The organism is Nonomuraea sp. NPDC050536 (assembly GCF_044457685.1).
GTDB lineage: Bacteria > Actinomycetota > Actinomycetes > Streptosporangiales > Streptosporangiaceae > Nonomuraea.
Genome location: NZ_JBITHD010000023.1, coordinates 23664 through 42627 on the forward strand (window position 1 = coordinate 23664; position 18964 = coordinate 42627).

Genomic DNA, 18964 nt, shown 5'->3' on the forward strand with positions numbered 1-18964 from the left:
TCAGGTCCTTGACGAATGTACGGCAAGCCGCCCCACCCGCTCCCCGCCGCCGCCCGTGCCCGCCTGTCACATCCACGCCATTCGGGCACACGGGTCCCCGCCGTTACGGCGCGTCCAAACCCACCCCTGTCCGGCCCGGGTCCCGCCCCCACCCCGGCGGGTTCCGTGCGCCGTGGCGGCGGGAAGCGGCGCCGACTCGCCGGAATCGCCGGACGCGGGCCCCCGGCCGAAGTGCGGCGGGCGGCCGGTGGGGTGGCCTGCCGTACCTGCAAAGGCCGGCACCCCAGCCGAAGTGCGGCCGGCAAAGGTCGGGACGCCAGCCGAAGTGAGGCCTGTCGGACCATCCAAGGTCGGGGCCCAGCCGAAGTAAGGCCTGCCGTAACAGGACTTGACAGGACGCGGATGAACCGAACGGGATTCCCCCCAACTTCGTGGGAAATATGTGTGAACTTCGGCTCTCAGGGGTTTCGCCGAAATAGCGGAAACTCCATCATCGCCTCGTGTCTTCCCTGCTCACCGGCCCCGTGATAGATCTCGACACCGGGGCGGTCATCGCACTGCACGTGGCCGTGGATGCCGAGGGAAACCTCCCCTCGGTACGCCTCCCGCTGATGCTGGAGCTGCCCGTCGGAGTCGTGCTCTCGGGGGCCGGGTCGCTGGCGCCGCTGCACGAGACGGTGCGGCGCGCCGGACGGCATCCGCGCGACGTCACCCTGCTGATCACCGGCTCCTGCGGGCCCGGCGAGCGGCAGCTGCTCAAGGTGGGCCTGGACGGCCTGCGGACGATCGGCTACCTGCTGGCCTTCGGCGGCGTGGGGGCGGGCAGCGTCCCGCTCGACCAGGTCGCCGACGCCGCGCCGTACCTGCTGGCGCTGTCGCCCGAGCTGGTCGACCGGCTCCCCGGCGACCACCGTGCCGGCGCGGTGACCAGGTCCGTCGTGGCGCTGGCGCGCGGGCTGGGCGCGCACGCGCTGGCCAACGGCGTCGAGCGTGAGGCCCAGCTGTCCGTGCTGCGCGGCTGGGGCGTGCGGATGGCGAGCGGGCCGCTGCTGACGCCGGGCCCCGACGGCCGGGTGCGGGTGCCGCTGCCCACGCCCGACGAGTCGCCTGCCGCGATCATGCTGGGCCCGCGGGTGCAGGAGCTGCTGCTGCCCGCGGTGACGCTGCCGGAGCAGGCCAACGCCGAGGAGGCGATGGCCGCCTTCGGGAACGAGCCCACCATCACCAGCGTGATCCTGGTGGATGAGTACCAGCGGCCCAAGGGCAGCCTGGATCGCTCCCGCTTCCTGCTGTCGTTCGCCGCCCGCTACGGGCACGCGCTGCACGGCACCAAGCCCGCCAGGCGCCTGGCCGATCCGCCGCGGACCGTTCCACGCACGACCCCGGCGGTGGCGGCCATGCAGGCGGCCGGCCGCGACACCGGCCGCGTCTACGACGATCTGGTGGTGACCGACGAGCTCAACCGGTGCCTGGGCATCGTCCGCGTATCCGATCTGATCAGACAGGTGTCGGCGATGCGCGGCTGAGTTATGAACAGATCATGCAGCTGAACAGAAGGGCGCTGCTCGGCGCGGGGGTGCTGGCAGGAGTGGCCGCGTGCACCTCCGCCACCCCCGCGCCCGCGCCGTCTCCGTCGTTCGATCCGCGCGCGTGGGACTCGGTGCGGGCGCAGTTCGCGCTCGATCCGAAGCTCGCCCAGTTCGCGGCGTTCGTGCTGGCCCCTGCCCCCGCGCCAGTCAGGACGGCCATCGCGCGGCACAGGGCGGCGCTGGACGCCGACCCCGAATACCTCCCGCCCGGCCAGGACAACCCCGATGCGACGGTACGGCAGGCCGCCGCGCGGCACCTGGGCGCGCGCGAGCAGGACGTGGCGCTCACCGACAGCACCACGATGGGCCTGGGCCTGCTCTACTCCGGGATGAGGCTGCTGCCGGGCCAGGACGTGCTGACCACCGAGCACGACTTCCTGGCCACCCACGAGGGGCTGCGGCTGCTGGCCGAGCGCACGGGGGCGCGCGTGCGCCGGGTCAGGCTCTACGACGACCCGGCGCGGTCCTCGGCCGACCGGATCGTGTCCAGCCTGAAGGCCGGGCTGCGGCCGCGCACCCGGGTGGTGGCGGTGACCTGGGTGCACTCGAGCACCGGGGTCCGGCTGCCGATCAGGGCCATCGCCGACATGCTCGCCGAGGCCAACAAGGGCCGCGACGAGCGCGACAGGGCGCTGCTGTGCGTGGACGGCGTGCACGGGTTCGGCGCCATGGCCGACCAGGTGGACGAGCTCGGCTGCGACTTCCTGGCCAGCGGCGCGCACAAGTGGCTGTTCGGGCCGCGTGGCACCGGCATCCTGTGGGGCAGGGCCTGGGAGGCGCTGTCCCCGGTGATCACCAGCTTCGGTCAGGCGTCGTTCGAGTCCTGGCAGCTGGGCACGCCGCCCAAGGCCACGACCGCGGAGCTGGTCACGCCGGGCGGGTTCAAGGCGTTCGAGCACCGCTGGGCGATGCCGGAGGCCTTCGCCTTCCACGCGGCCATCGGCGCCGGCCGCGTCCAGCAGCGCACCCAGGAGCTGGCCACCCGGCTCAAACAGGGGCTGTCGGGGCTGGCGAACGTCCAACTCGCTACCCCCCTCGCCCCCGAGCTGTCGGCGGGCGTGGTGTGCTGCGCGGTCGACGGGCTGAACCCCTTCGAAGCCGTCGACCGCCTGCGCCAGGCCGGGATCGTGGCCAGCTCGACGCCCTACAGCCAGTCGCTCCTGCGCTTCGGTACCAGCATCGTCACCACGCCCGAGCAGGTCGACCAGGCGGTCAAGGCCGTGGCCGCGCTCACCTGAGCCGCTAGAGCCAGCCCTGGGACTGGGCGCGCTGCACGGCGGCGATCCTGTTGCGGGCGTGCGTCTTCTGGATGGCCGACGACAGGTAGTTGCGCACCGTGCCCTCCGACAGGTGCAGTTTCCTGGCGATGTCGCCGATGGTCGAGCCGTCGGCGGCGGCGGCCAGCACGTCGCGCTCGCGGACCGACAGCGGGTTGGGCCCGGCGCTCAGCGCCGCCGCGGCCAGGGCTGGGTCGATGACCCGCTCCCCCGCGTGCACCCGCCGGATGGCCGCGGCCAGGTCCCGTGCCGGGCTGTCCTTGACCAGGAAGGCCACCGCGCCGGCCTCCATCGCGTTGCGCAGGTAGCCGGGCCTGCCGAACGTGGTCAGGATCATCACCCGGCACCCGGGCGCCTCCGCCGCGATCCTGGCCGCCGCGCCGATGCCGTCCAGCACCGGCATCTCGATGTCGAGCAGCGCGATGTCCGGCCCCTGCCTGAGGACGACGGCGACCGCCTCCTCGCCGTTGGCGGCCTCCCCGACGACCTCGATGTCGGGCTCCAGGCCGAGCAGCGAGGCGAGAGCGCCGCGGACCATTCCCTGGTCCTCGGCCAGCACGACTCTGATCACGCGGGCGCCTCCACGCACGCCGGCACCCGCACCTTCAGCGCGAAGCCGCCCTTCGGGGCGCGGCCCGCCGTCACCGAGCCGCCCGCGCCCAGTACCCGTTCGCTGAGGCCGGACAGCCCGCTGCCCGGCTGCCGCGGCTCTGCGCCGCGTCCGTCGTCCATGATCTCCAGGGTGGCGGCTTTTCCGTCGTACGTCACCTCGATCTCGCACCGTTTCGCCCCGGCGTGCCGTACGACGTTGGTGACGCCCTCGCGCACGGCCCAGCCCAGCAGACCGTCGAGCAGGTCGGGCAGCGGCGTGCCCGAGACCTTGACGTGGGGTTCGACGCCCGCGGCGCGCAGCACCGCGCGGGCGTTGTCCAGCTCCTCCGGCAGGCTGCGCTGGCGGTAGCCGGTGACGGCCTCGCGGACCTCGACCAGCGCCTGCCTGGCCACCGACTCGATGTCGCGTACCTCGCGCAGCACCGTGGGCGAGTCTTCCGCCAGGCGGCCCGCCAGCTCGCTCTTCAGCACGATCAGCGACAGACTGTGGCCGAGCAGGTCGTGCAGGTCGCGGGCGATGCGCAGCCGCTCGTCGGCGGCGGCCAGCCTGGCCACCTCGCCCTGCGCGTCGCGCAGTTGCTGGGCCAGCACCCGGGTGTTGCGCACGCCAATGAACAGCAGGCCGAGCGTGACCACCTGGACGCCGAAGATGACGATCTCGCCGGGTTCGGACGCTGACAGCAGTCCGGCGGCGATCACCGCGGCCAGCATCCCGACCATGCCCACCAGCGCCCCGCGCGGCTGGAGGGTGAAGCTGTAGAGCACCACGGTGAAGACGGGCAGCGTCAGCCACGTGTCGCCGAAGACCAGCGCGGAGACCACCGCGATGGCCGTGGTGACGCCCAGCAGCTGGTAGGTCCACCTGCCGCGCTCGTAGAAGGTTCGCGGGCTGAGCGTGGTGGCGATGTAGCTGACCAGGAACGCCACGATCGACAGCGCCCCCCACACCGCCTTGACGCCCGTGACCTGGCCCGACAGCAGCGAGCTGATCGGGAACAGCACGTAGACCAGCCCGATCGAGACGCCGAACAGCCGCCTGCGGCGGTTGGGAACGCCGTCCGCACCGCCGAAGGTCAGCTTGTCTGCGAAGCTCATGCCCGAACAGTAGCCCGCCGGTAGGCGTAGGTCGCCACGCCGCCGAGCACGACGGCCCACCCGAGCACGATGAGCAGGTCGGTCATGGGGACGCCGCCGCCGGCGATGATGGTCCAGCCCAGGTTGGCGTAGTGGTAGGACGGCATCAGGTGGGCGATGGACTTCATCGTGCCGCCGATCACGTCCACCGGGAACCACAGCCCGCCGAGCAGCGCCAGGGCGAACATGCAGATCATCGAGGCGGGCTGGGCGGCGTCGGGGCCGAACAGCGAGCCGATGGTCAGCCCCACCGCGATGAACGGGATGGCGCCGATCCACAGCGCGAGCAGCAGCGGCACCCAGCGGCTCACCGGCATGGACACGCCCTGCTGCAGCACCGCGGCCAGGCTGACCAGCAGCAGCGACGGCAGCACGAGCAGCAGCGCGGTGCCCAGCTTGGTCACGATGATGGCCCAGCTGGGCAGCGGCGTGATCTGCAGCTGGCGCAGCCAGCCCGACTGGCGCTCCTGCGCCCACGGCACCGCCGAGCTCATCATCGACGAGGCAAGCGCGCCGTACGCGGCCATCGACACCAGCAGGTAGGTGGCCACGGTCACGCCGCCGTCGGTCTTCTGCTGGCCGTAGATGTTGGCGTTGATCAGGTAGAACACGACGGGGAAGGCGATGACGAAGATGATGTAGCGGCGGTTGCGCAGCATGCGCAGCGCCTCGGTCTTGGCGTAGTAGAGCATCAGGACTCCCGGGTGAGGGCGAGGAAGGCGTCCTCGAGGTCGGCGCCGCCGAGCTGCAGGCCGCGAACGTCGAGGGTGGTGCCGCGGTAGAGGGCGGCGACGGTGGCGTCGGTGTCGGAGGTGCGCAGCGTGGCGACCCCGCCGGTGAGCTCCACGGCGGTGACGCCGGGCAGCAGGTCGAGCCCGGCCGCCGCCTGATCGCCGAGGGTGAAGCGGACCGTGTTCCCGCCGACTCCGGCCTTGATCTCGGTGGCGGTGCCGTCGGCGACCACGACGCCCCTGGCGATGACGATGACCCGGTCGGAGTACTCGTCGGCCTCCTCCAGGTAGTGCGTGGCGAACAGCACGGTCCTGCCCTCGGCGGCGTAGGCGCGCATGCTCTCCCAGAAGCGCAGCCGCGACTCCACGTCCATGGCGGCGGTCGGCTCGTCGAGCACCAGGACCCGCGGCGCACCCGCGATGGCCAACGCGAACCTGACGCGCTGGGTCTGCCCGCCCGACAGCTTGTTGGCGCGGCGCTTGACCAGGTCGGTGAGGTCGGCCAGCTTGAGGATGTCCTCCAGCGGCAGGGGGTTGGGATAGAGCCGGCGGACCAGCTCGATCAGCTCCTGGACCGACAGCTCGGGGATGAGCTGACCGCTCTGCAGCATGGCGCCCATCTCGCCGGCGGCCACGGCCTGGTCGGGGGTGTGCCCGAACACGCTGATGGCGCCCTTGGCGGGGCGCAGCAGCCCGAGCAGCATGTTGATGGAGGTGGACTTCCCTGCGCCGTTGGGGCCGAGCAGGGCCACGGTCTTGCCGGGCTCGATGGAGAGGGAGAGACCGTCGACGGCAAGCACGTCCCCGTAGTTCTTGCTGACGCGGTCGAACACGATGGCGTTCATGGAATAGACGCTAGGGGCGATGATCGCGATCGCTTAGTGCCGTCCATCCGGGGTTCACTGTGACATTTGTCAGGCCACCCGGGTCACCAGGCCGCTGTCGAGGCTGTAGTAGGCGCCGATCACCGCGGTCCTGCCGCGCAGCAGCGGGTCCGAGCGCAGCCGGGCGACCGTGTGCACGGTGCTCGCCTTGATCATCTCCTCGACGTCGTCGGTGTAGACGGGGCGCAGCGCCTCCACGATCCGCTGCAGCTCCCCCGGCAGCGTGGTGCCCTCCCGCAGCGCGGTGGCGGCCGCGGTGACCGCGCCGCAGCGCTGGTGGCCGAGCACGACGACCAGCGGTGCCCGCAGATCCTGGGGGCCGTACTGCACGGCGGCGGTCACCAGCGGGTCGGTGGTGTGGCCCGCCGTACGGACCACGAGCAGGTCGCCCAGGCCCGCGTCGAAGACGGCCTCGGGCGGCACCCGGGAGTCGATGCACGACAGCACGACGGCGTACGGCGACTGGCCGGTGGCCACCTGGCGGCGCCGGTCGGGGTCCAGGCGGGGGCGGCGGGCGCCGCCGCCCGCCCAGCGCCGGTTGCCGTCGCGCAGCGCGGCCCAGGCCTGGGCGGCCGAGACGGGGCGGGAGTCGGACAGGACGGCGGCTCCGGTGAGCGCGGAGCCGGTGATCAGTGCGGCACTGAAGAGGAGACCACGGCGGGCAAGCAGCTCGTCACGCACGGCTACGTTATGCCCGCCGCATTCGTGACCTAGCGGACAGTACTCACACGCGGCAGGCGTAGATATCGGTGACCAGAATGGCCCTTGCGCCGATCTCCCAGAGCTGGTCCATCACCTGCTGGTGGCCCTTGCGCGGCACCATGACGCGCACGGCGACCCAGCCCTCGCGGTGCAGCGGGGAGACCGTCGGCCCCTCCATGCCGGGGGCCAGCGCGGTGGCCTCCTCGATGCGCTCGGCGCGGATGTCGTAGTCCATCATCACGTAGTCGCGGGCGTGGATGACGCCCTGCAGGCGGCGCACCAGCTGGTCCAGCCCCGACGGCTCGTTGCGCCTGATCAGCACGGCCTCGGAGTACATGATCGGCTCGCCGAACACCTCCAGGCCGACGTTGCGCAGCGTGGTGCCGGTCTCGACGACGTCGGCCACCGCGTCGGCCACACCCAGCCGGATCGCGGTCTCCACGGCGCCGTCGAGCTTGATGACGCGCGCGTCCACCCCGCTGTCGGCCAGGTACTTGCCGAGCAGCCCGGCGTACGAGGTGGCGACGCGCAGGCCTTCCAGGTCCTTGACCGAGGCCATGGCGGTCTCGCGGGGGGCGGCCAGGCGGAAGGTGGAGCCGCCGAAGCCGAGCGGCATGATCTCCTCGACCGGCGCGCCTGAGTCGACCAGCATGTCGCGGCCGGTGATGCCGGCGTCGAGCGTGCCCTCGCCGACGTAGACGGCGATGTCGCGGGGGCGCAGGAAGAACAGCTCACAGCCGTTCTCCTCGTCGACGACGACGAGTTCCTTGCTGTCCTTGCGGGACCGGTAGCCGGCCTCCTTGAGCATGGTCTGGGCGGCATCGCTCAGGGCGCCCTTGTTGGGTACTGCCAGACGGAGCATCTCTTTCATCCCTGTCTCGTCGGAAATGTCGTGACTTCGTGGGGTGGGCGCTGGGCGCCCTAGAGATGCTTGTAGACCTCGTCCAGCCCGATGCCCTTGGCGACCATGAGGACCTGCACGTGGTAGAGCAGCTGCGAGATCTCCTCGGCGGCCCTGTCGTTGGTCTCGTGCTCGGCGGCCATCCAGCTCTCGGCGGCCTCCTCGACGACCTTCTTGCCGATGGCATGGACGCCTGCATCCAGCGCGGCCACGGTGCCCGACCCCGCGGGCCGCGTGCGCGCCTTCTCGGACAGCTCGGCGTACAGCTCTTCGAAGGTCTTCATGGTCTCTCTCGTCGTTCGGCCGGCATGCGTGACAAGCCTAGTCGCCCCCCGGCTCCCGCGCCGCCAGCCGGGTACCCCCCGGTGCGCCACTGCCCGCCGTACCTCTTGTCGGGTACGGCGGGCAGTCGTGGCATGGCAGGCCCCGGTGGGGCCGTGGGTCAGCGGCCGAAGCGGCGGCCGCTGTCGTCCGAGCGGTAGCCACCACGGGAACCGCGGTCGTCCGAGCGGTAGCCGCCCCTGGAGCCACGGTCGTCCGAACGGAAGCCGTTGGAACGGGGACGGTCGTCCGAACGGACGCCGTTCGTACGCGGACGGTCGTCCGAACGGAAGCCGTTCGTGCGAGGACGGTCGTCCGAACGGAAGCCGTTCGAACGGGGGCGCTCGTCCGAACGGACGCCGTCACGGCGCTCGCCCGAGAACGGCCGTCCACGGTCACCCCGGTCGGCGGTGAAGGGACGCCGGTCACCGCGATCGTCCCCGCGGAACCCGCCGCGCGGGCCGCGGTCGTCGCCGAAGCCACCGCGGGGCCGCTCGTCGGCACGGAAGCCGTCGCGCGGGCCACGGTCGTTCGCGCCGGACGGCGCTCCGTCGTGGCGGCGGGGCCGCCGGTCACCGTCGAAGTCGCGGCGCGGGCGGCGGTCGGCGTCGAAGTCGCGGGGCGGGCGGTTCTCACCGTCGTGTTCCCGCCGGGGACGGTGCTCCCCGTCGAAGTCACGGTAGGGACGACGCTCACCGTCGAAGTCACGGCGCGGGCGGCGGCCGCGACGCTCGGACGGGCCGTGACCGCCCTCGCGGCGCGGGCGCAGCGGCTTGCGCACGTCCGGCTCCCAGACCGGGATCGACTCGCCAGAAGGCGTGCGGGCGCCGGTCACCTCGGCCAGGCGGGGGTGGTCCGACGTGGCCTTGAGGCGGAACGGGTGGATGCCCGCCCGCCGCGTGAGCTGGTCGGTGGAGCGCCGCTCGTTGGGCAGCACGAGCGTGACCACGGTGCCCTTCTCGCCGGCGCGCGCCGTACGGCCACCGCGGTGCAGGTAGCTCTTGTGGTCCTGCGGCGGGTCGACGTGCAGGACCAGCGAGATGTTGTCGACGTGGATGCCGCGCGCGGCCACGTCGGTGCACACGAGCACGTTGACGGAGCCCTCGCGGAACTCCGCCAGGATGCGGGTGCGCTGGTTCTGCCGCTTGCCGCCATGCAGGCCGCCGGACTTGACGCCGACCCTGGCCAGCTGCTTGCACAGGCGGTCGACGCCGTGCTGGGTGCGGACGAAGATGATCGTGCGCCCCTCGCGGTTGGCGATGGCGGCGGCGACGTCGAACTTGTCGTCGCGCGTCACCTGCAGCACGTGGTGCTCCATCGTGTCGACCGGGGAGGTCGCGGGCGCCACGGAGTGCGTGATCGGGTTCTTGAGGAAGCGCTGGACCAGCTTGTCGACGTCGCCGTCGAGCGTGGCCGAGAACAGCAGCCGCTGCCCGTCGGGCGAGGTCTGCGCGAGCAGGTCGGTCACGACGGGGAAGAAGCCGAGGTCGCACATGTGGTCGGCCTCGTCGAGGACGCTGACCTCGACGTCCGCCAGCGAGCACTCGCCCTGCCTGATCAGGTCGCCCAGCCGGCCGGGGGTGGCGATGACCAGGTCGACGCCGCGGCGCAGCGCCTCGATCTGCTTGCCCATGGACATGCCGCCGACGACGACCTTCATGCGCAGGCCCAGGCCGCGCCCGAGGGGCTCGAGGGCGTCGTGCACCTGCAGGGCCAGCTCACGGGTGGGAACGAGGATCATGGCGCGGGGCCGGCCCGGGGCGGGCCGGGCACCGGCGAGGCGGGCCATGGTGGGCAGCCCGAAGGCGAGCGTCTTGCCGGACCCGGTCTGGCCGCGGCCGAGCACGTCGTTGCCGGCCAGCACGTCGGGGATGGTGGCGGTCTGGATGGGGAAGGGGCTGTCGATGCCCTGCCTGGCCAGTCCGCTGACGAGCGGCTTGGGCAGGCCGAGCAGCTCGAATTCGGACGGACCCGGCTCCTGGATGGTTTCGGGCAGGGCAGCGTCAAGCATGGTCACGAACTTCGTGCCTTTCAGTCGAAGTGGCACGTCACTTCTGCGAAAGGACGAGCCGCGATGTACGGCGGGGGCCGTACCGGAAAAATCGGTGCACACGCCTGCGCAGGAGGCGTCCGGTGCACGTGGTATCAACACAGGGGAAGACACCATGTATTCCCCCCGAGGCCTGACACGCTGAAAAGGCTGACGTGAGCGCCAGCCGTACCAGCGGAAAAGATCAGACGTTGAACCCTAGCATACGGAGCTGCTCGCGCCCATCGTCGGTGATCTTGTCGGGGCCCCACGGCGGGAGCCACACCCAGTTGATCTTCACGTCGGAGACCATGCCGTCGAGCGCGGAGTGTGCCTGGTCCTCGATCACGTCGGTGAGCGGGCAGGCGGCGCTGGTCAGCGTCATGTCGATGGTGGCGACGGGCTGGCCGCCATCGGCCGGGTCGAGGTTGAGGCCGTAGACCAGGCCCAGGTCGACGACGTTGATGCCGAGCTCGGGGTCGACGACGTCCTTCAACGCCTCCATGACCTCCTCGAGGGAGATGTCACCGTCGTAGGTCCCAGTGGGCGTCTCCACAGGCTTGCTCATTGCGCCTCCTTCGTCGGCCCAATGAGGCTCATGCAGTGTCTGATTGTTCTCTCGCTGCGCTCGCTCACGGAGCACTCCTCACCACAGCGTCTTTGTAGGCCATCCAGGACAGCAGCGCACATTTCACCCTAGCCGGGAACTTCGCCACTCCGGCAAAGGCCACCGCGTCGCCCAGGATCTCCTCGTCGGCCGCGACCTTCCCCCTGCCCTGCATCAGGCGGGTGAACTCGTCGACCACCGACAGCGTCTGCTCCACGGTCGAGCCCTCGGCCAGTTCGTAGAGCACCGACGCGGCCGCCTGGCTGATCGAGCAGCCCTGGCCGTCGTAGGACACGTCCTCGATCTTGCCGCCCTCGCCGACCTTCACGCGCATGGTGATCTCGTCACCGCATGTGGGGTTCACGTGGTGAACCTCGGCGTCGTACGGCTCGCGCAGCCCCCGCCCCTGCGGGTGCTTGTAGTGCTCCAGGATCAGCTCCTGGTACATCGACTCGCCGATCATGTCTATCCGAAGACCTTCTGGACGTGGTGGAGCCCGCGAACCAGGGCGTCGATCTCGCCCGTGGTGTTGTACAGGTAGAACGACGCCCGCGTGGTCGCGGGTATTCCGAAGCGCAGGTGCAGCGGCCTGGCGCAGTGGTGACCGACGCGTACGGCGACGCCGAACTCGTCGTCCAGGATCTGGCCCACGTCGTGCGGGTGGATCCCCTCCAGCGTGAACGACACGGTGCTGCCGCGGTCGTCGAGCGTCTCGGGCCCGATGACGCGCAGCGTGGGCACGGCCTTGAGCGCCTCGAGCGCGTAGGCCGTCAGCTCCCGCTCGTGCGCCTCGATCGCCTCCATGCCCACACTGGTGAGGTAGTCGACGGCCGCGCCGAGCCCGATGGCCTCGACGATCGGCGGCGTACCCGCCTCGAACTTGTGCGGGACCGGCGCGTAGGTCGAGTGGTCCATCCAGACCGCCTCGATCATCTCGCCGCCGCCCAGGAACGGAGGCATGGCGTCGAGCAGCTCGCGGCGTCCCCACAGCACGCCGATGCCGGACGGGCCGACCATCTTGTGGCCGGTGAAGGCCACGAAGTCGACGTCGAGCCCGGCCACGTTCACCGGGTGGTGCGGGACCGCCTGGGAGGCGTCCAGCATGACCAGCGCGCCGACCTCGCGGGCCCTGCGCACGACCTCGGCGACCGGGTTGACGGTGCCCAGGACGTTGGACTGGTGCGCGACCGACACGATCTTGGTGCGCTCGGTGATGACGCCGCCCGTGAGGTCCAGGCGGCCCTCGTCGGTGACGCCGAACCACTTCAGCGTCGCGCCGGTGCGCTGCACGAGCAGCTGCCACGGCACGATGTTGGAGTGGTGCTCCATCTCGGAGATGACGATCTCGTCACCCGGGCCGAGCCGGAAGCGGGGGTCCTCGTTGACGGGGTTGCCGAAGGCGTAGGCGACCAGGTTGAGCGCCTCGGAGGCGTTCTTGGTGAAGATCACCTCGTCGCGCGAGGGTGCCCCCACGAACGCCGCGATCTTGTCGCGGGCGCTCTCGTAGGCCTCGGTGGACTCGCTGCCCAGCACGTGCATGGCCCGGCCGACGTTGCTGTAGTGCATGGCCAGGTGCTCGCGCATGGTCTCGATGACCTGCGTGGGCTTCTGCGAGGAGTTACCGGAGTCCAGGTAGACCAGCGGGCGCCCGCCGGGCAGCTCGCGAGAGAGGACAGGAAAGTCCTTCCTGATCCTCTCAACGTCGAGTGCGCCGCTCATTACGCCAACGCCTTCGTGTAAGCCTCGTATCCCTCGGCCTCGAGCTTGTCGGCCAGCTCGGGGCCGCCCTCCTCGACGATGCGGCCGCCGGCGAAGACGTGCACGAAGTCCGGCTTCACGTAGCGCAGGATGCGGGTGTAGTGCGTGATCAGCAGCACGCCGGTGTCGCCCTGGGCGCGGAAGCGGTTGACGCCCTCGGAGACCACGCGCAGCGCGTCCACGTCGAGGCCGGAGTCGGTCTCGTCGAGCACCGCGATCTTCGGCTTGAGCAGCTCGAGCTGGAGGATCTCGTGGCGCTTCTTCTCACCGCCGGAGAAGCCCTCGTTGAGGTTGCGCTGGGCGAAGGCGGTGTCGATGGACAGGGCGTCCATGCCGTTCTTCAGGTCCTTGCTGAACTCGCGCAGCTTGGGGGCCTCGCCGCGGACCGCGGTGACGGCCGAGCGCAGGAAGTTGGCGACGCTGACGCCGGGCACCTCGACCGGGTACTGCATGGCCAGGAACAGGCCCGCGCGGGCGCGCTCGTCGACGGACATCTCCAGGATGTTCTCGCCGTCGAGGAGCACCTCGCCACCGGTGATCGTGTACTTGGGGTGACCGGCGATGGCGTAGGCGAGCGTCGACTTGCCCGAGCCGTTCGGGCCCATGATGGCGTGCGTCTGCCCCGCCTTCACGGTCAGGTTGACGCCGCGCAGGATCTCCTTGTCCTCGACGGCGACCTTGAGGTCACGGATTTCGAGCGTGCTCACTATGACTCCTTCGAGAGCGAGACGAGGACGTCGTCGCCGTCGATCTTCACTGAGTAGACGGGTACGGGCTTGGTGGCGGGCGGGCCGGTCGGCTTGCCGGAGCGGATGTCGAAGCAGGAGCCGTGCAGCCAGCATTCGAGGGTGTCGTCGTAGACCTCGCCCTCGCTGAGGCGAACCTCGGCGTGCGAGCACACGTCATGCAGGGCGAACACCTCATCGCCCCTGCGCACGAGCGCGACCGGGGTCTCCCCCACCTCGACGGCGATGACGCCGAGCTCGGGGATGTCGGCGACCGTGCACACCTTCTCGTAGGTCATCGGGCCAGCTCCGCTTCCAGCGCGGTCAGCACGCGCTCGCGGATCTCCTCGATCTGGATCTTCTCGATGAGCTGGCCGAGGAAGCCCCTGATGACCAGGCGGCGGGCCTCGTCGTAGGGGATGCCGCGGGCCTGCAGGTAGAAGATGTGCTCGTCGTCGAGGCGGCCGGAGGCGGAGGCGTGGCCCGCCCCGGCGACCTCGCCGGTGAGGATCTCCAGGTTCGGCACCGAGTCGGCGCGGGCACCGTCGGTCAGGATCAGGTTGCGGTTGAGCTCGTAGGTGTCGGTGCCCTCCGCCTCGACGCGGATGATCACGTCGCCGATCCAGACCGCGTGGGCGTCCTGGCCCTGCAGGGCGCCGCGGTAGTCCACGTTGCTCTTGCAGTTGGGCGTGCTGTGGTCGACCAGCAGGCGGTGCTCCAGGTGCTGGCCCGCGTCCGCGAAGTAGACGCCGAGCAGGTCGGCGTCGCCGCCGGGGGCGGTGTAGGACACGCTGGGCGACAGCCGCACCAGGTCGCCGCCGAGGGTCACCACGAAGCCGCGGAACGTTGCGTCCTTGGCCAGCTGGGCGTGGTGGTGGGAGACGTGCACGGCGTCGTCGTCCCAGTCTTGCAGGCTGACGACCTTGAGGGTGGCGCCCTCGCCGACGACGAACTCGATGTTGTCGGCGTAGACCGCGCTGCCCTTGTGGTCGAGCACGATCACGGCCTCCGCCATGGGCTCGACGCGCACCACGATGTGGCCGTAGGCCGCGCCGTCTCCGGAACCGGTGAGCGTGACGATCGTGGGCTTGGAGGTGACGGCCTCGCGGGGCACGGTGAGGACCGTGGCCTTCTCGAAGCTGTTGTAGGCCTGGGCGCTGACCCGGTCGGCGGGCACGTAGGCCTTGCCGACGCGCGGGTCGTCGCGGCCCACGGTCTCCACCGTGACCTCGGCGGCGGCGTCGACGTCGACGACCACGTGGCCGGAGGCGGCAGCCGTACCGTTGTGCAGGCCCTTGAGGCGGGACAGCGGCGTGAAGCGCCAGGCCTCCTCGCGACCGGCGGGCACCTCGAAGTCGTCCAGGTTGTAGGACTGCTTCTCGTGCAGGGTCGACAGGGGCTTCTCGTTCAGGCCCATCAGCCGACGGCTCCTTCCATCTGCAGCTCGATCAGGCGGTTCAGCTCGAGGGCGTACTCCATGGGAAGCTCGCGGGCGATCGGCTCGACGAAGCCGCGCACGATCATCGCCATCGCCTCGTCCTCGTTGAGCCCGCGGCTCATGAGGTAGAACAGCTGGTCCTCGCTGACCTTGGAGACCGTGGCCTCGTGGCCCATCTTGACGTCGTCCTCGCGGACGTCGACGTAGGGGTAGGTGTCGGAGCGGCTGATCTGGTCGACCAGGAGCGCGTCGCACTTCACGGTCGAGGCGGAGCCGTGGGCGCCCTCCTCGATCTGGACCAGGCCGCGGTAGGAGGTACGGCCGCCGCCGCGCGCGACGGACTTGGAGATCACGCTGGAGCTGGTGTGCGGCGCCAGGTGCACCATCTTGGAACCGGCGTCCTGGTGCTGGCCCTCGCCGGCGAACGCGACGCTCAGCGTCTCGCCCTTGGCGTGCTCGCCCATCAGGTAGACGGCCGGGTACTTCATCGTGACCTTGGAACCGATGTTGCCGTCGATCCACTCCATGGTGGCGCCCTCGTAGGCGACGGCGCGCTTGGTGACCAGGTTGTAGACGTTGTTCGACCAGTTCTGGATGGTCGTGTAACGGCAGCGGGCGTTCTTCTTCACGATGATCTCGACGACGGCGCTGTGCAGCGAGTCGCTGGAGTAGATCGGCGCGGTGCAGCCCTCGACGTAGTGGACGTAGGAGTTCTCGTCCACGATGATCAGGGTCCGCTCGAACTGGCCCATGTTCTCGGTGTTGATCCGGAAGTAGGCCTGCAGCGGGATCTCGACCTCGATGTTCGGCGGCACGTAGATGAACGAGCCACCCGACCACACGGCGGAGTTGAGCGAGGCGAACTTGTTGTCGCCGACCGGGATCACCGACCCGAAGTACTCCTTGAAGAGCTCCGGGTGCTCCTTGAGGCCGGTGTCGGTGTCGAGGAAGATGACACCCTTCTCCTCGAGGTCCTCACGGATCTTGTGGTAGACGACCTCGGACTCGTACTGGGCGGCCACGCCGGCGATCAGGCGCTGCTTCTCCGCCTCGGGGATGCCGAGCTTGTCGTAGGTGTTCTTGATGTCGTCGGGCAGCTCGTCCCAGGAAGCGGCCTGCTTCTCGGTGGAGCGCACGAAGTACTTGATGTTGTCGAAGTCGATGCCGGTCAGATCGGAGCCCCACGTCGGCAGCGGCTTCTTGGAGAAGAGGCGCAGACCCTTCAGGCGCAGGTCAAGCATCCACTCCGGCTCGTTCTTGAGCGCGGAGATGTTGCGGACGACCTCTTCGGACAGGCCACGCTTGGCCGCGGCGCCCGCGGCGTCAGAGTCGGACCAGCCGAACTTGTAATTCCCGAGGCCTTCCAGCTCCGGGCGGTCGGTGACAGTCACCTTCCGGTCTCCTTGCTCTCTCTTATCCGAACGGGGCTGACGTGAGTCGTGCACACCCCGTCACCGTGTGCGATGGTCGCCAGCCGCTGCACGGGGGTGCCGAGCAGCTGGGCGAACGCCTCGGTCTCGGCCTCACACAGCTGCGGGAACTCCGCGGCCGCGTGCGCCACCGGGCAGTGGTGCTGGCAGAGCTGGTCGCCGCCGGACGTCGCCTTGCTGGCGCTGGCCGCGTAGCCCTCTGCCGACAGTGCCTCGGCCAGCACCTGAGTGCGCTGGTCTTCCGGCACATCGCGCATGATCGGCTCGAGCCGCCGGACCAGGTCTGCCACCTGGGCACGGGCGAACTCGGCCACCGCGTCCTCGCCCATGCGCTCGGCCAGGAAGCGCAGCGCGCTGCCTGCCAGGCCGTCATAGGCGTGCACGAAGGCACTGCGCCCCGCGTCGGTGATGGCGAACAGCTTGGCCGGTCGCCCCCGCCCGCGCTGACCGCGCGGCCGGACCGTGCGAGGCTCGATCATCCCGTCGGCCAGCAACGCGTCAAGATGACGGCGCACGGCCGCGGGCGTCAGCCCGAGCCGCTCACCGAGCGAGGCCGCCGTGACGGGACCGTGCTCCAGGATCAGCCGGGCGACGCGGGCGCGCGTGCTGCGCTCGCTGCCTGGCTCGATCGATGGGGTCACGTTTTTCACAACATCAGTGTGCCGTAATTCCTTCCCTCTTCACAAACGGATCCGGAGAAAGGGGGAATGCAATTTCTCACGCAGGCAAGCCTTACCTAATAGCCCGGTGACCGAGCAGGACGAACGCCAGTCCAGCGGCCACCACGAGCCCGAGCATCACCGCGGCCATCGGCATCGCGGTCCCGGCCCCGGCCAGGCCCACCAGCGGGGCGGCGACGGCGCCCAGCGCGAACTGCAGCACGCCCAGCAGGGCGGAGGCGCTGCCGGCCACCTGCTGCGGCTGGGAGGCCAGCGCCAGCGCGCCCGTGCCGGGCAGGACCAATCCCTGGCCACACATGATCACGAAGAGCCCGGCCACGATGCCGAGCAGCCCGAGCCCGGCAGCGGCGGCCAGCACGAGCAGGGCGGCCCCGGTCAGCGCGACGGCCAGCCCGGCGAACACCAGCCGCCGGGGGTTCACCCGCCCGGCCAGGCGGCCGCCGACCTGCGCCATGACGGTCAGGCCCAGGGCGTTCAGCCCGAAGATCAGGGAGTACTGCTGCGGCGAGGCGCCGTACACCCCCTGCAGCACGAACGGCGAGCCGGAGATGTAGGCGAACATGGCCGCGAAGGCCAGCCCTGCGGTCAGCGCGCACGCCATGAACGCCCGGTCGCGCAGCAGGCGCCAGAACGTCAGCACGGTGTGCCTGAGCCCGCCGCTCTCGCGCTGGCCGGCGGGCAGCGTCTCGCGGACCCCGGTGACGACCAACAGCAGCAGCGCCAGGCCGGCCAGGCTGAGCGCCACGAAAACGCCGCGCCAGGAGGTGACGGCGAGCAGCTGGGCGCCCGCGATGGGGGCCAGGATCGGGGCCAGGCCACTGACCAGCATCAGCGTGGCGAAGATGCGGGCGATGGCGGCGCCGTCGTACAGGTCGCGGACGATGGCGCGCACGAGCACCAGCGCTGCGCCGCCGAGCAGGCCCTGCAGCAGCCGGAACACGATCAGCATCGGGACGTTCGCGGCGAAGGCGCACAGCAGGGAGGCCAGGGCATATCCGGCCACGCCGACGATGAGCGGGATGCGCCGCCCGCGTACGTCGCTGACGGGACCGGCGATCACCTGCCCGGCCGAGACGCCGATGAGGCAGGCGGTGAGCGTGAGCTGGACCTGGGCGGGGGCGCTGAGCATCTCGCCGGTGATGGCGGGCAGCGCGGGCAGGTACATGTCGATCGACAGCGGGCCGATCGCGCTGAGCGCGCCCAGGATCACCAGCAACAGTCCGCGGCGGCCCACCTTGGGTACGGCTTCGACCACGGACATGCGTGAACCCTCTTCCCTCGCAGGCGGCTGACCCACGAGGGCCGAGGGTTCTTAACCAGGATTAGGTCAACCTAATTCCCGATTTGTCATGTGATTTCATGCGGGTTCGTTGAGCTGGATGACGGAGAGGGCGGCGCCCTGGGGGTCGAGGAGCACACCGAACCGTCCGGGAGGCGCGTCCATGGAGTCGACCAGGATGGTCGCGCCGAGACGCCGGGCCTTGGCGATGGTGTCGTCGAGGTCGGCGACCGCGAAGTAGACCATCCAGAACGACGGGACGTTCTGGGGGTAGTTCGGCGACATCGGCATCATGCCCGCGACGCTCTTGCCGTTGTTGTGCCATTCGGTGTAGGTCATGCCGCCGCCCATGTCCTGGGATGCGGGCGTCCAGCCGAAGACGTCGGAGTAGAAGCGCGTGGCGGCGCTCATGTCCCGCGTGGCCAGCTCGTTCCAGCAGAAGGAGCCCGGCTCGTTGACGAGCTCGGCGCCGTGGTGGTTGCCGGCCTGCCAGACGGAGCAGAAGGATCCGTCGGGGCCCTGGAAGACGGCCATGCTGCCCTCCTGGAAGATGGCCATGGGCTCCATCACGACGGTGCCGCCGGAGTTCTTGACGCGGTCGGCAACGGCGGCGGCGTCGGCGGTGGCGATGTAGGAGTTCCAGGCCGAGGACATGCCCTCACCCATCGTGGGCCCGACTCCTGCGACCTTCTTGCCGTTGTAGATGAACTGGCCGTATCCGCCCGCCGCGGGGTCGTCGACCATCTCGGCCTGCCAGCCGAAGATCTCGCCGTAGAACCTGCGGGACGCGTCGACGTCGGTGCTGGACAGATCAACCCAGCAAGGTACGCCGGGTTCGTATCCACTGCGTTGCGACATTGCAACCCC

20 protein-coding genes are annotated in these 18964 nt (G+C 70.3%); 2 read left to right on the forward strand and 18 right to left on the reverse strand.

Annotation, left to right across the window (positions count from 1 at the left end; genetic code table 11):
- The first annotated feature begins 500 nt into the window (after positions 1 to 500).
- A complete protein-coding gene (locus ACIBHX_RS42890; RefSeq protein WP_397073545.1) occupies positions 501 to 1526 on the forward strand; it encodes an EAL domain-containing protein in 1026 nt (341 codons plus the stop codon).
- Between the two features lie 14 nt (positions 1527 to 1540).
- Positions 1541 to 2827 (forward strand): aminotransferase class V-fold PLP-dependent enzyme, encoded by a 1287-nt coding sequence (locus tag ACIBHX_RS42895; RefSeq protein ID WP_397073547.1) that lies wholly within the window; start codon positions 1541 to 1543, stop codon positions 2825 to 2827.
- A 4-nt stretch (positions 2828 to 2831) separates the two neighbouring features.
- Here ACIBHX_RS42895 and ACIBHX_RS42900 read toward each other — a convergent pair whose 3' ends face one another.
- The 18 genes from ACIBHX_RS42900 to ACIBHX_RS42985 form a co-directional block, all read right to left on the reverse strand.
- Positions 2832 to 3437: a response regulator gene (locus ACIBHX_RS42900; RefSeq protein WP_397073549.1), complete on the reverse strand. Its 606-nt coding sequence runs from the start codon at positions 3435 to 3437 to the stop codon at positions 2832 to 2834.
- Positions 3434 to 4573: a sensor histidine kinase gene (locus ACIBHX_RS42905; protein ID WP_397073550.1), complete on the reverse strand. Its 1140-nt coding sequence runs from the start codon at positions 4571 to 4573 to the stop codon at positions 3434 to 3436. Before ACIBHX_RS42905 ends, ACIBHX_RS42900 begins: the two co-directional genes overlap by 4 nt.
- Positions 4570 to 5304, reverse strand: coding sequence for an ABC transporter permease (locus ACIBHX_RS42910; protein WP_397073552.1), 735 nt, complete (start codon positions 5302 to 5304; stop codon positions 4570 to 4572). The genes ACIBHX_RS42905 and ACIBHX_RS42910 overlap by 4 nt, the downstream gene beginning before the upstream one ends.
- Positions 5304 to 6188, reverse strand: coding sequence for an ATP-binding cassette domain-containing protein (locus ACIBHX_RS42915; protein ID WP_397073554.1), 885 nt, complete (start codon positions 6186 to 6188; stop codon positions 5304 to 5306). Before ACIBHX_RS42915 ends, ACIBHX_RS42910 begins: the two co-directional genes overlap by 1 nt.
- Positions 6189 to 6257: 69 nt before the next feature.
- Positions 6258 to 6908 (reverse strand): carbonic anhydrase, encoded by a 651-nt coding sequence (locus ACIBHX_RS42920; RefSeq protein ID WP_397073556.1) that lies wholly within the window; start codon positions 6906 to 6908, stop codon positions 6258 to 6260.
- A 43-nt stretch (positions 6909 to 6951) separates the two neighbouring features.
- Positions 6952 to 7800: an ATP phosphoribosyltransferase gene (hisG, locus tag ACIBHX_RS42925; protein WP_397073558.1), complete on the reverse strand. Its 849-nt coding sequence runs from the start codon at positions 7798 to 7800 to the stop codon at positions 6952 to 6954.
- Positions 7801 to 7850: 50 nt separating this feature from the next.
- Positions 7851 to 8114: a phosphoribosyl-ATP diphosphatase gene (locus tag ACIBHX_RS42930; RefSeq protein ID WP_397073560.1), complete on the reverse strand. Its 264-nt coding sequence runs from the start codon at positions 8112 to 8114 to the stop codon at positions 7851 to 7853.
- A gap of 158 nt (positions 8115 to 8272) precedes the next feature.
- Positions 8273 to 10162 (reverse strand): DEAD/DEAH box helicase, encoded by a 1890-nt coding sequence (locus tag ACIBHX_RS42935; RefSeq protein WP_397073561.1) that lies wholly within the window; start codon positions 10160 to 10162, stop codon positions 8273 to 8275.
- A gap of 223 nt (positions 10163 to 10385) precedes the next feature.
- The gene (locus ACIBHX_RS42940; RefSeq protein ID WP_397073563.1) at positions 10386 to 10748 is read right to left on the reverse strand and encodes a metal-sulfur cluster assembly factor; all 363 of its coding nucleotides are present in this window, start codon (positions 10746 to 10748) and stop codon (positions 10386 to 10388) included.
- A gap of 64 nt (positions 10749 to 10812) precedes the next feature.
- Positions 10813 to 11250 (reverse strand): Fe-S cluster assembly sulfur transfer protein SufU, encoded by a 438-nt coding sequence (gene sufU / locus ACIBHX_RS42945; protein ID WP_397073565.1) that lies wholly within the window; start codon positions 11248 to 11250, stop codon positions 10813 to 10815.
- Positions 11251 to 11252: 2 nt separating this feature from the next.
- Positions 11253 to 12506: a cysteine desulfurase gene (locus tag ACIBHX_RS42950; protein WP_397073567.1), complete on the reverse strand. Its 1254-nt coding sequence runs from the start codon at positions 12504 to 12506 to the stop codon at positions 11253 to 11255.
- A complete protein-coding gene (sufC, locus tag ACIBHX_RS42955; RefSeq protein WP_397073569.1) occupies positions 12506 to 13252 on the reverse strand; it encodes a Fe-S cluster assembly ATPase SufC in 747 nt (248 codons plus the stop codon). The genes ACIBHX_RS42950 and sufC overlap by 1 nt, the downstream gene beginning before the upstream one ends.
- A complete protein-coding gene (locus tag ACIBHX_RS42960) occupies positions 13252 to 13569 on the reverse strand; it encodes a Rieske (2Fe-2S) protein (RefSeq protein WP_397073570.1) in 318 nt (105 codons plus the stop codon). Before ACIBHX_RS42960 ends, sufC begins: the two co-directional genes overlap by 1 nt.
- Positions 13566 to 14687 (reverse strand): Fe-S cluster assembly protein SufD, encoded by a 1122-nt coding sequence (gene sufD / locus ACIBHX_RS42965; RefSeq protein ID WP_397073572.1) that lies wholly within the window; start codon positions 14685 to 14687, stop codon positions 13566 to 13568. Before sufD ends, ACIBHX_RS42960 begins: the two co-directional genes overlap by 4 nt.
- The gene (sufB, locus tag ACIBHX_RS42970; RefSeq protein WP_397073574.1) at positions 14687 to 16099 is read right to left on the reverse strand and encodes a Fe-S cluster assembly protein SufB; all 1413 of its coding nucleotides are present in this window, start codon (positions 16097 to 16099) and stop codon (positions 14687 to 14689) included. Before sufB ends, sufD begins: the two co-directional genes overlap by 1 nt.
- Positions 16096 to 16788: a helix-turn-helix transcriptional regulator gene (locus tag ACIBHX_RS42975; protein ID WP_397073575.1), complete on the reverse strand. Its 693-nt coding sequence runs from the start codon at positions 16786 to 16788 to the stop codon at positions 16096 to 16098. The genes sufB and ACIBHX_RS42975 overlap by 4 nt, the downstream gene beginning before the upstream one ends.
- Positions 16789 to 16870: 82 nt before the next feature.
- The gene (locus ACIBHX_RS42980) at positions 16871 to 18079 is read right to left on the reverse strand and encodes a multidrug effflux MFS transporter (protein WP_397073576.1); all 1209 of its coding nucleotides are present in this window, start codon (positions 18077 to 18079) and stop codon (positions 16871 to 16873) included.
- Between the two features lie 96 nt (positions 18080 to 18175).
- Positions 18176 to 18955: a VOC family protein gene (locus ACIBHX_RS42985; RefSeq protein ID WP_397073578.1), complete on the reverse strand. Its 780-nt coding sequence runs from the start codon at positions 18953 to 18955 to the stop codon at positions 18176 to 18178.
- Between the last annotated feature and the right edge of the window lie 9 nt (positions 18956 to 18964).

Coding starts and splice junctions, on each gene's coding strand:
- ACIBHX_RS42960 (WP_397073570.1), bottom strand. CDS start 13,569: ATGACCTACGAGAAGGTGTGCACGGTCGCCGACATCCCCGAGCTCGGC.
- ACIBHX_RS42895 (WP_397073547.1), top strand. CDS start 1,541: ATGCAGCTGAACAGAAGGGCGCTGCTCGGCGCGGGGGTGCTGGCAGGA.
- ACIBHX_RS42980 (WP_397073576.1), bottom strand. CDS start 18,079: ATGTCCGTGGTCGAAGCCGTACCCAAGGTGGGCCGCCGCGGACTGTTG.
- ACIBHX_RS42930 (WP_397073560.1), bottom strand. CDS start 8,114: ATGAAGACCTTCGAAGAGCTGTACGCCGAGCTGTCCGAGAAGGCGCGC.
- ACIBHX_RS42910 (WP_397073552.1), bottom strand. CDS start 5,304: ATGCTCTACTACGCCAAGACCGAGGCGCTGCGCATGCTGCGCAACCGC.
- ACIBHX_RS42935 (WP_397073561.1), bottom strand. CDS start 10,162: ATGCTTGACGCTGCCCTGCCCGAAACCATCCAGGAGCCGGGTCCGTCC.
- ACIBHX_RS42985 (WP_397073578.1), bottom strand. CDS start 18,955: ATGTCGCAACGCAGTGGATACGAACCCGGCGTACCTTGCTGGGTTGAT.
- sufU (WP_397073565.1), bottom strand. CDS start 11,250: ATGATCGGCGAGTCGATGTACCAGGAGCTGATCCTGGAGCACTACAAG.
- hisG (WP_397073558.1), bottom strand. CDS start 7,800: ATGAAAGAGATGCTCCGTCTGGCAGTACCCAACAAGGGCGCCCTGAGC.
- ACIBHX_RS42940 (WP_397073563.1), bottom strand. CDS start 10,748: ATGAGCAAGCCTGTGGAGACGCCCACTGGGACCTACGACGGTGACATC.
- ACIBHX_RS42905 (WP_397073550.1), bottom strand. CDS start 4,573: ATGAGCTTCGCAGACAAGCTGACCTTCGGCGGTGCGGACGGCGTTCCC.
- ACIBHX_RS42915 (WP_397073554.1), bottom strand. CDS start 6,188: ATGAACGCCATCGTGTTCGACCGCGTCAGCAAGAACTACGGGGACGTG.
- ACIBHX_RS42950 (WP_397073567.1), bottom strand. CDS start 12,506: ATGAGCGGCGCACTCGACGTTGAGAGGATCAGGAAGGACTTTCCTGTC.
- sufD (WP_397073572.1), bottom strand. CDS start 14,687: ATGGGCCTGAACGAGAAGCCCCTGTCGACCCTGCACGAGAAGCAGTCC.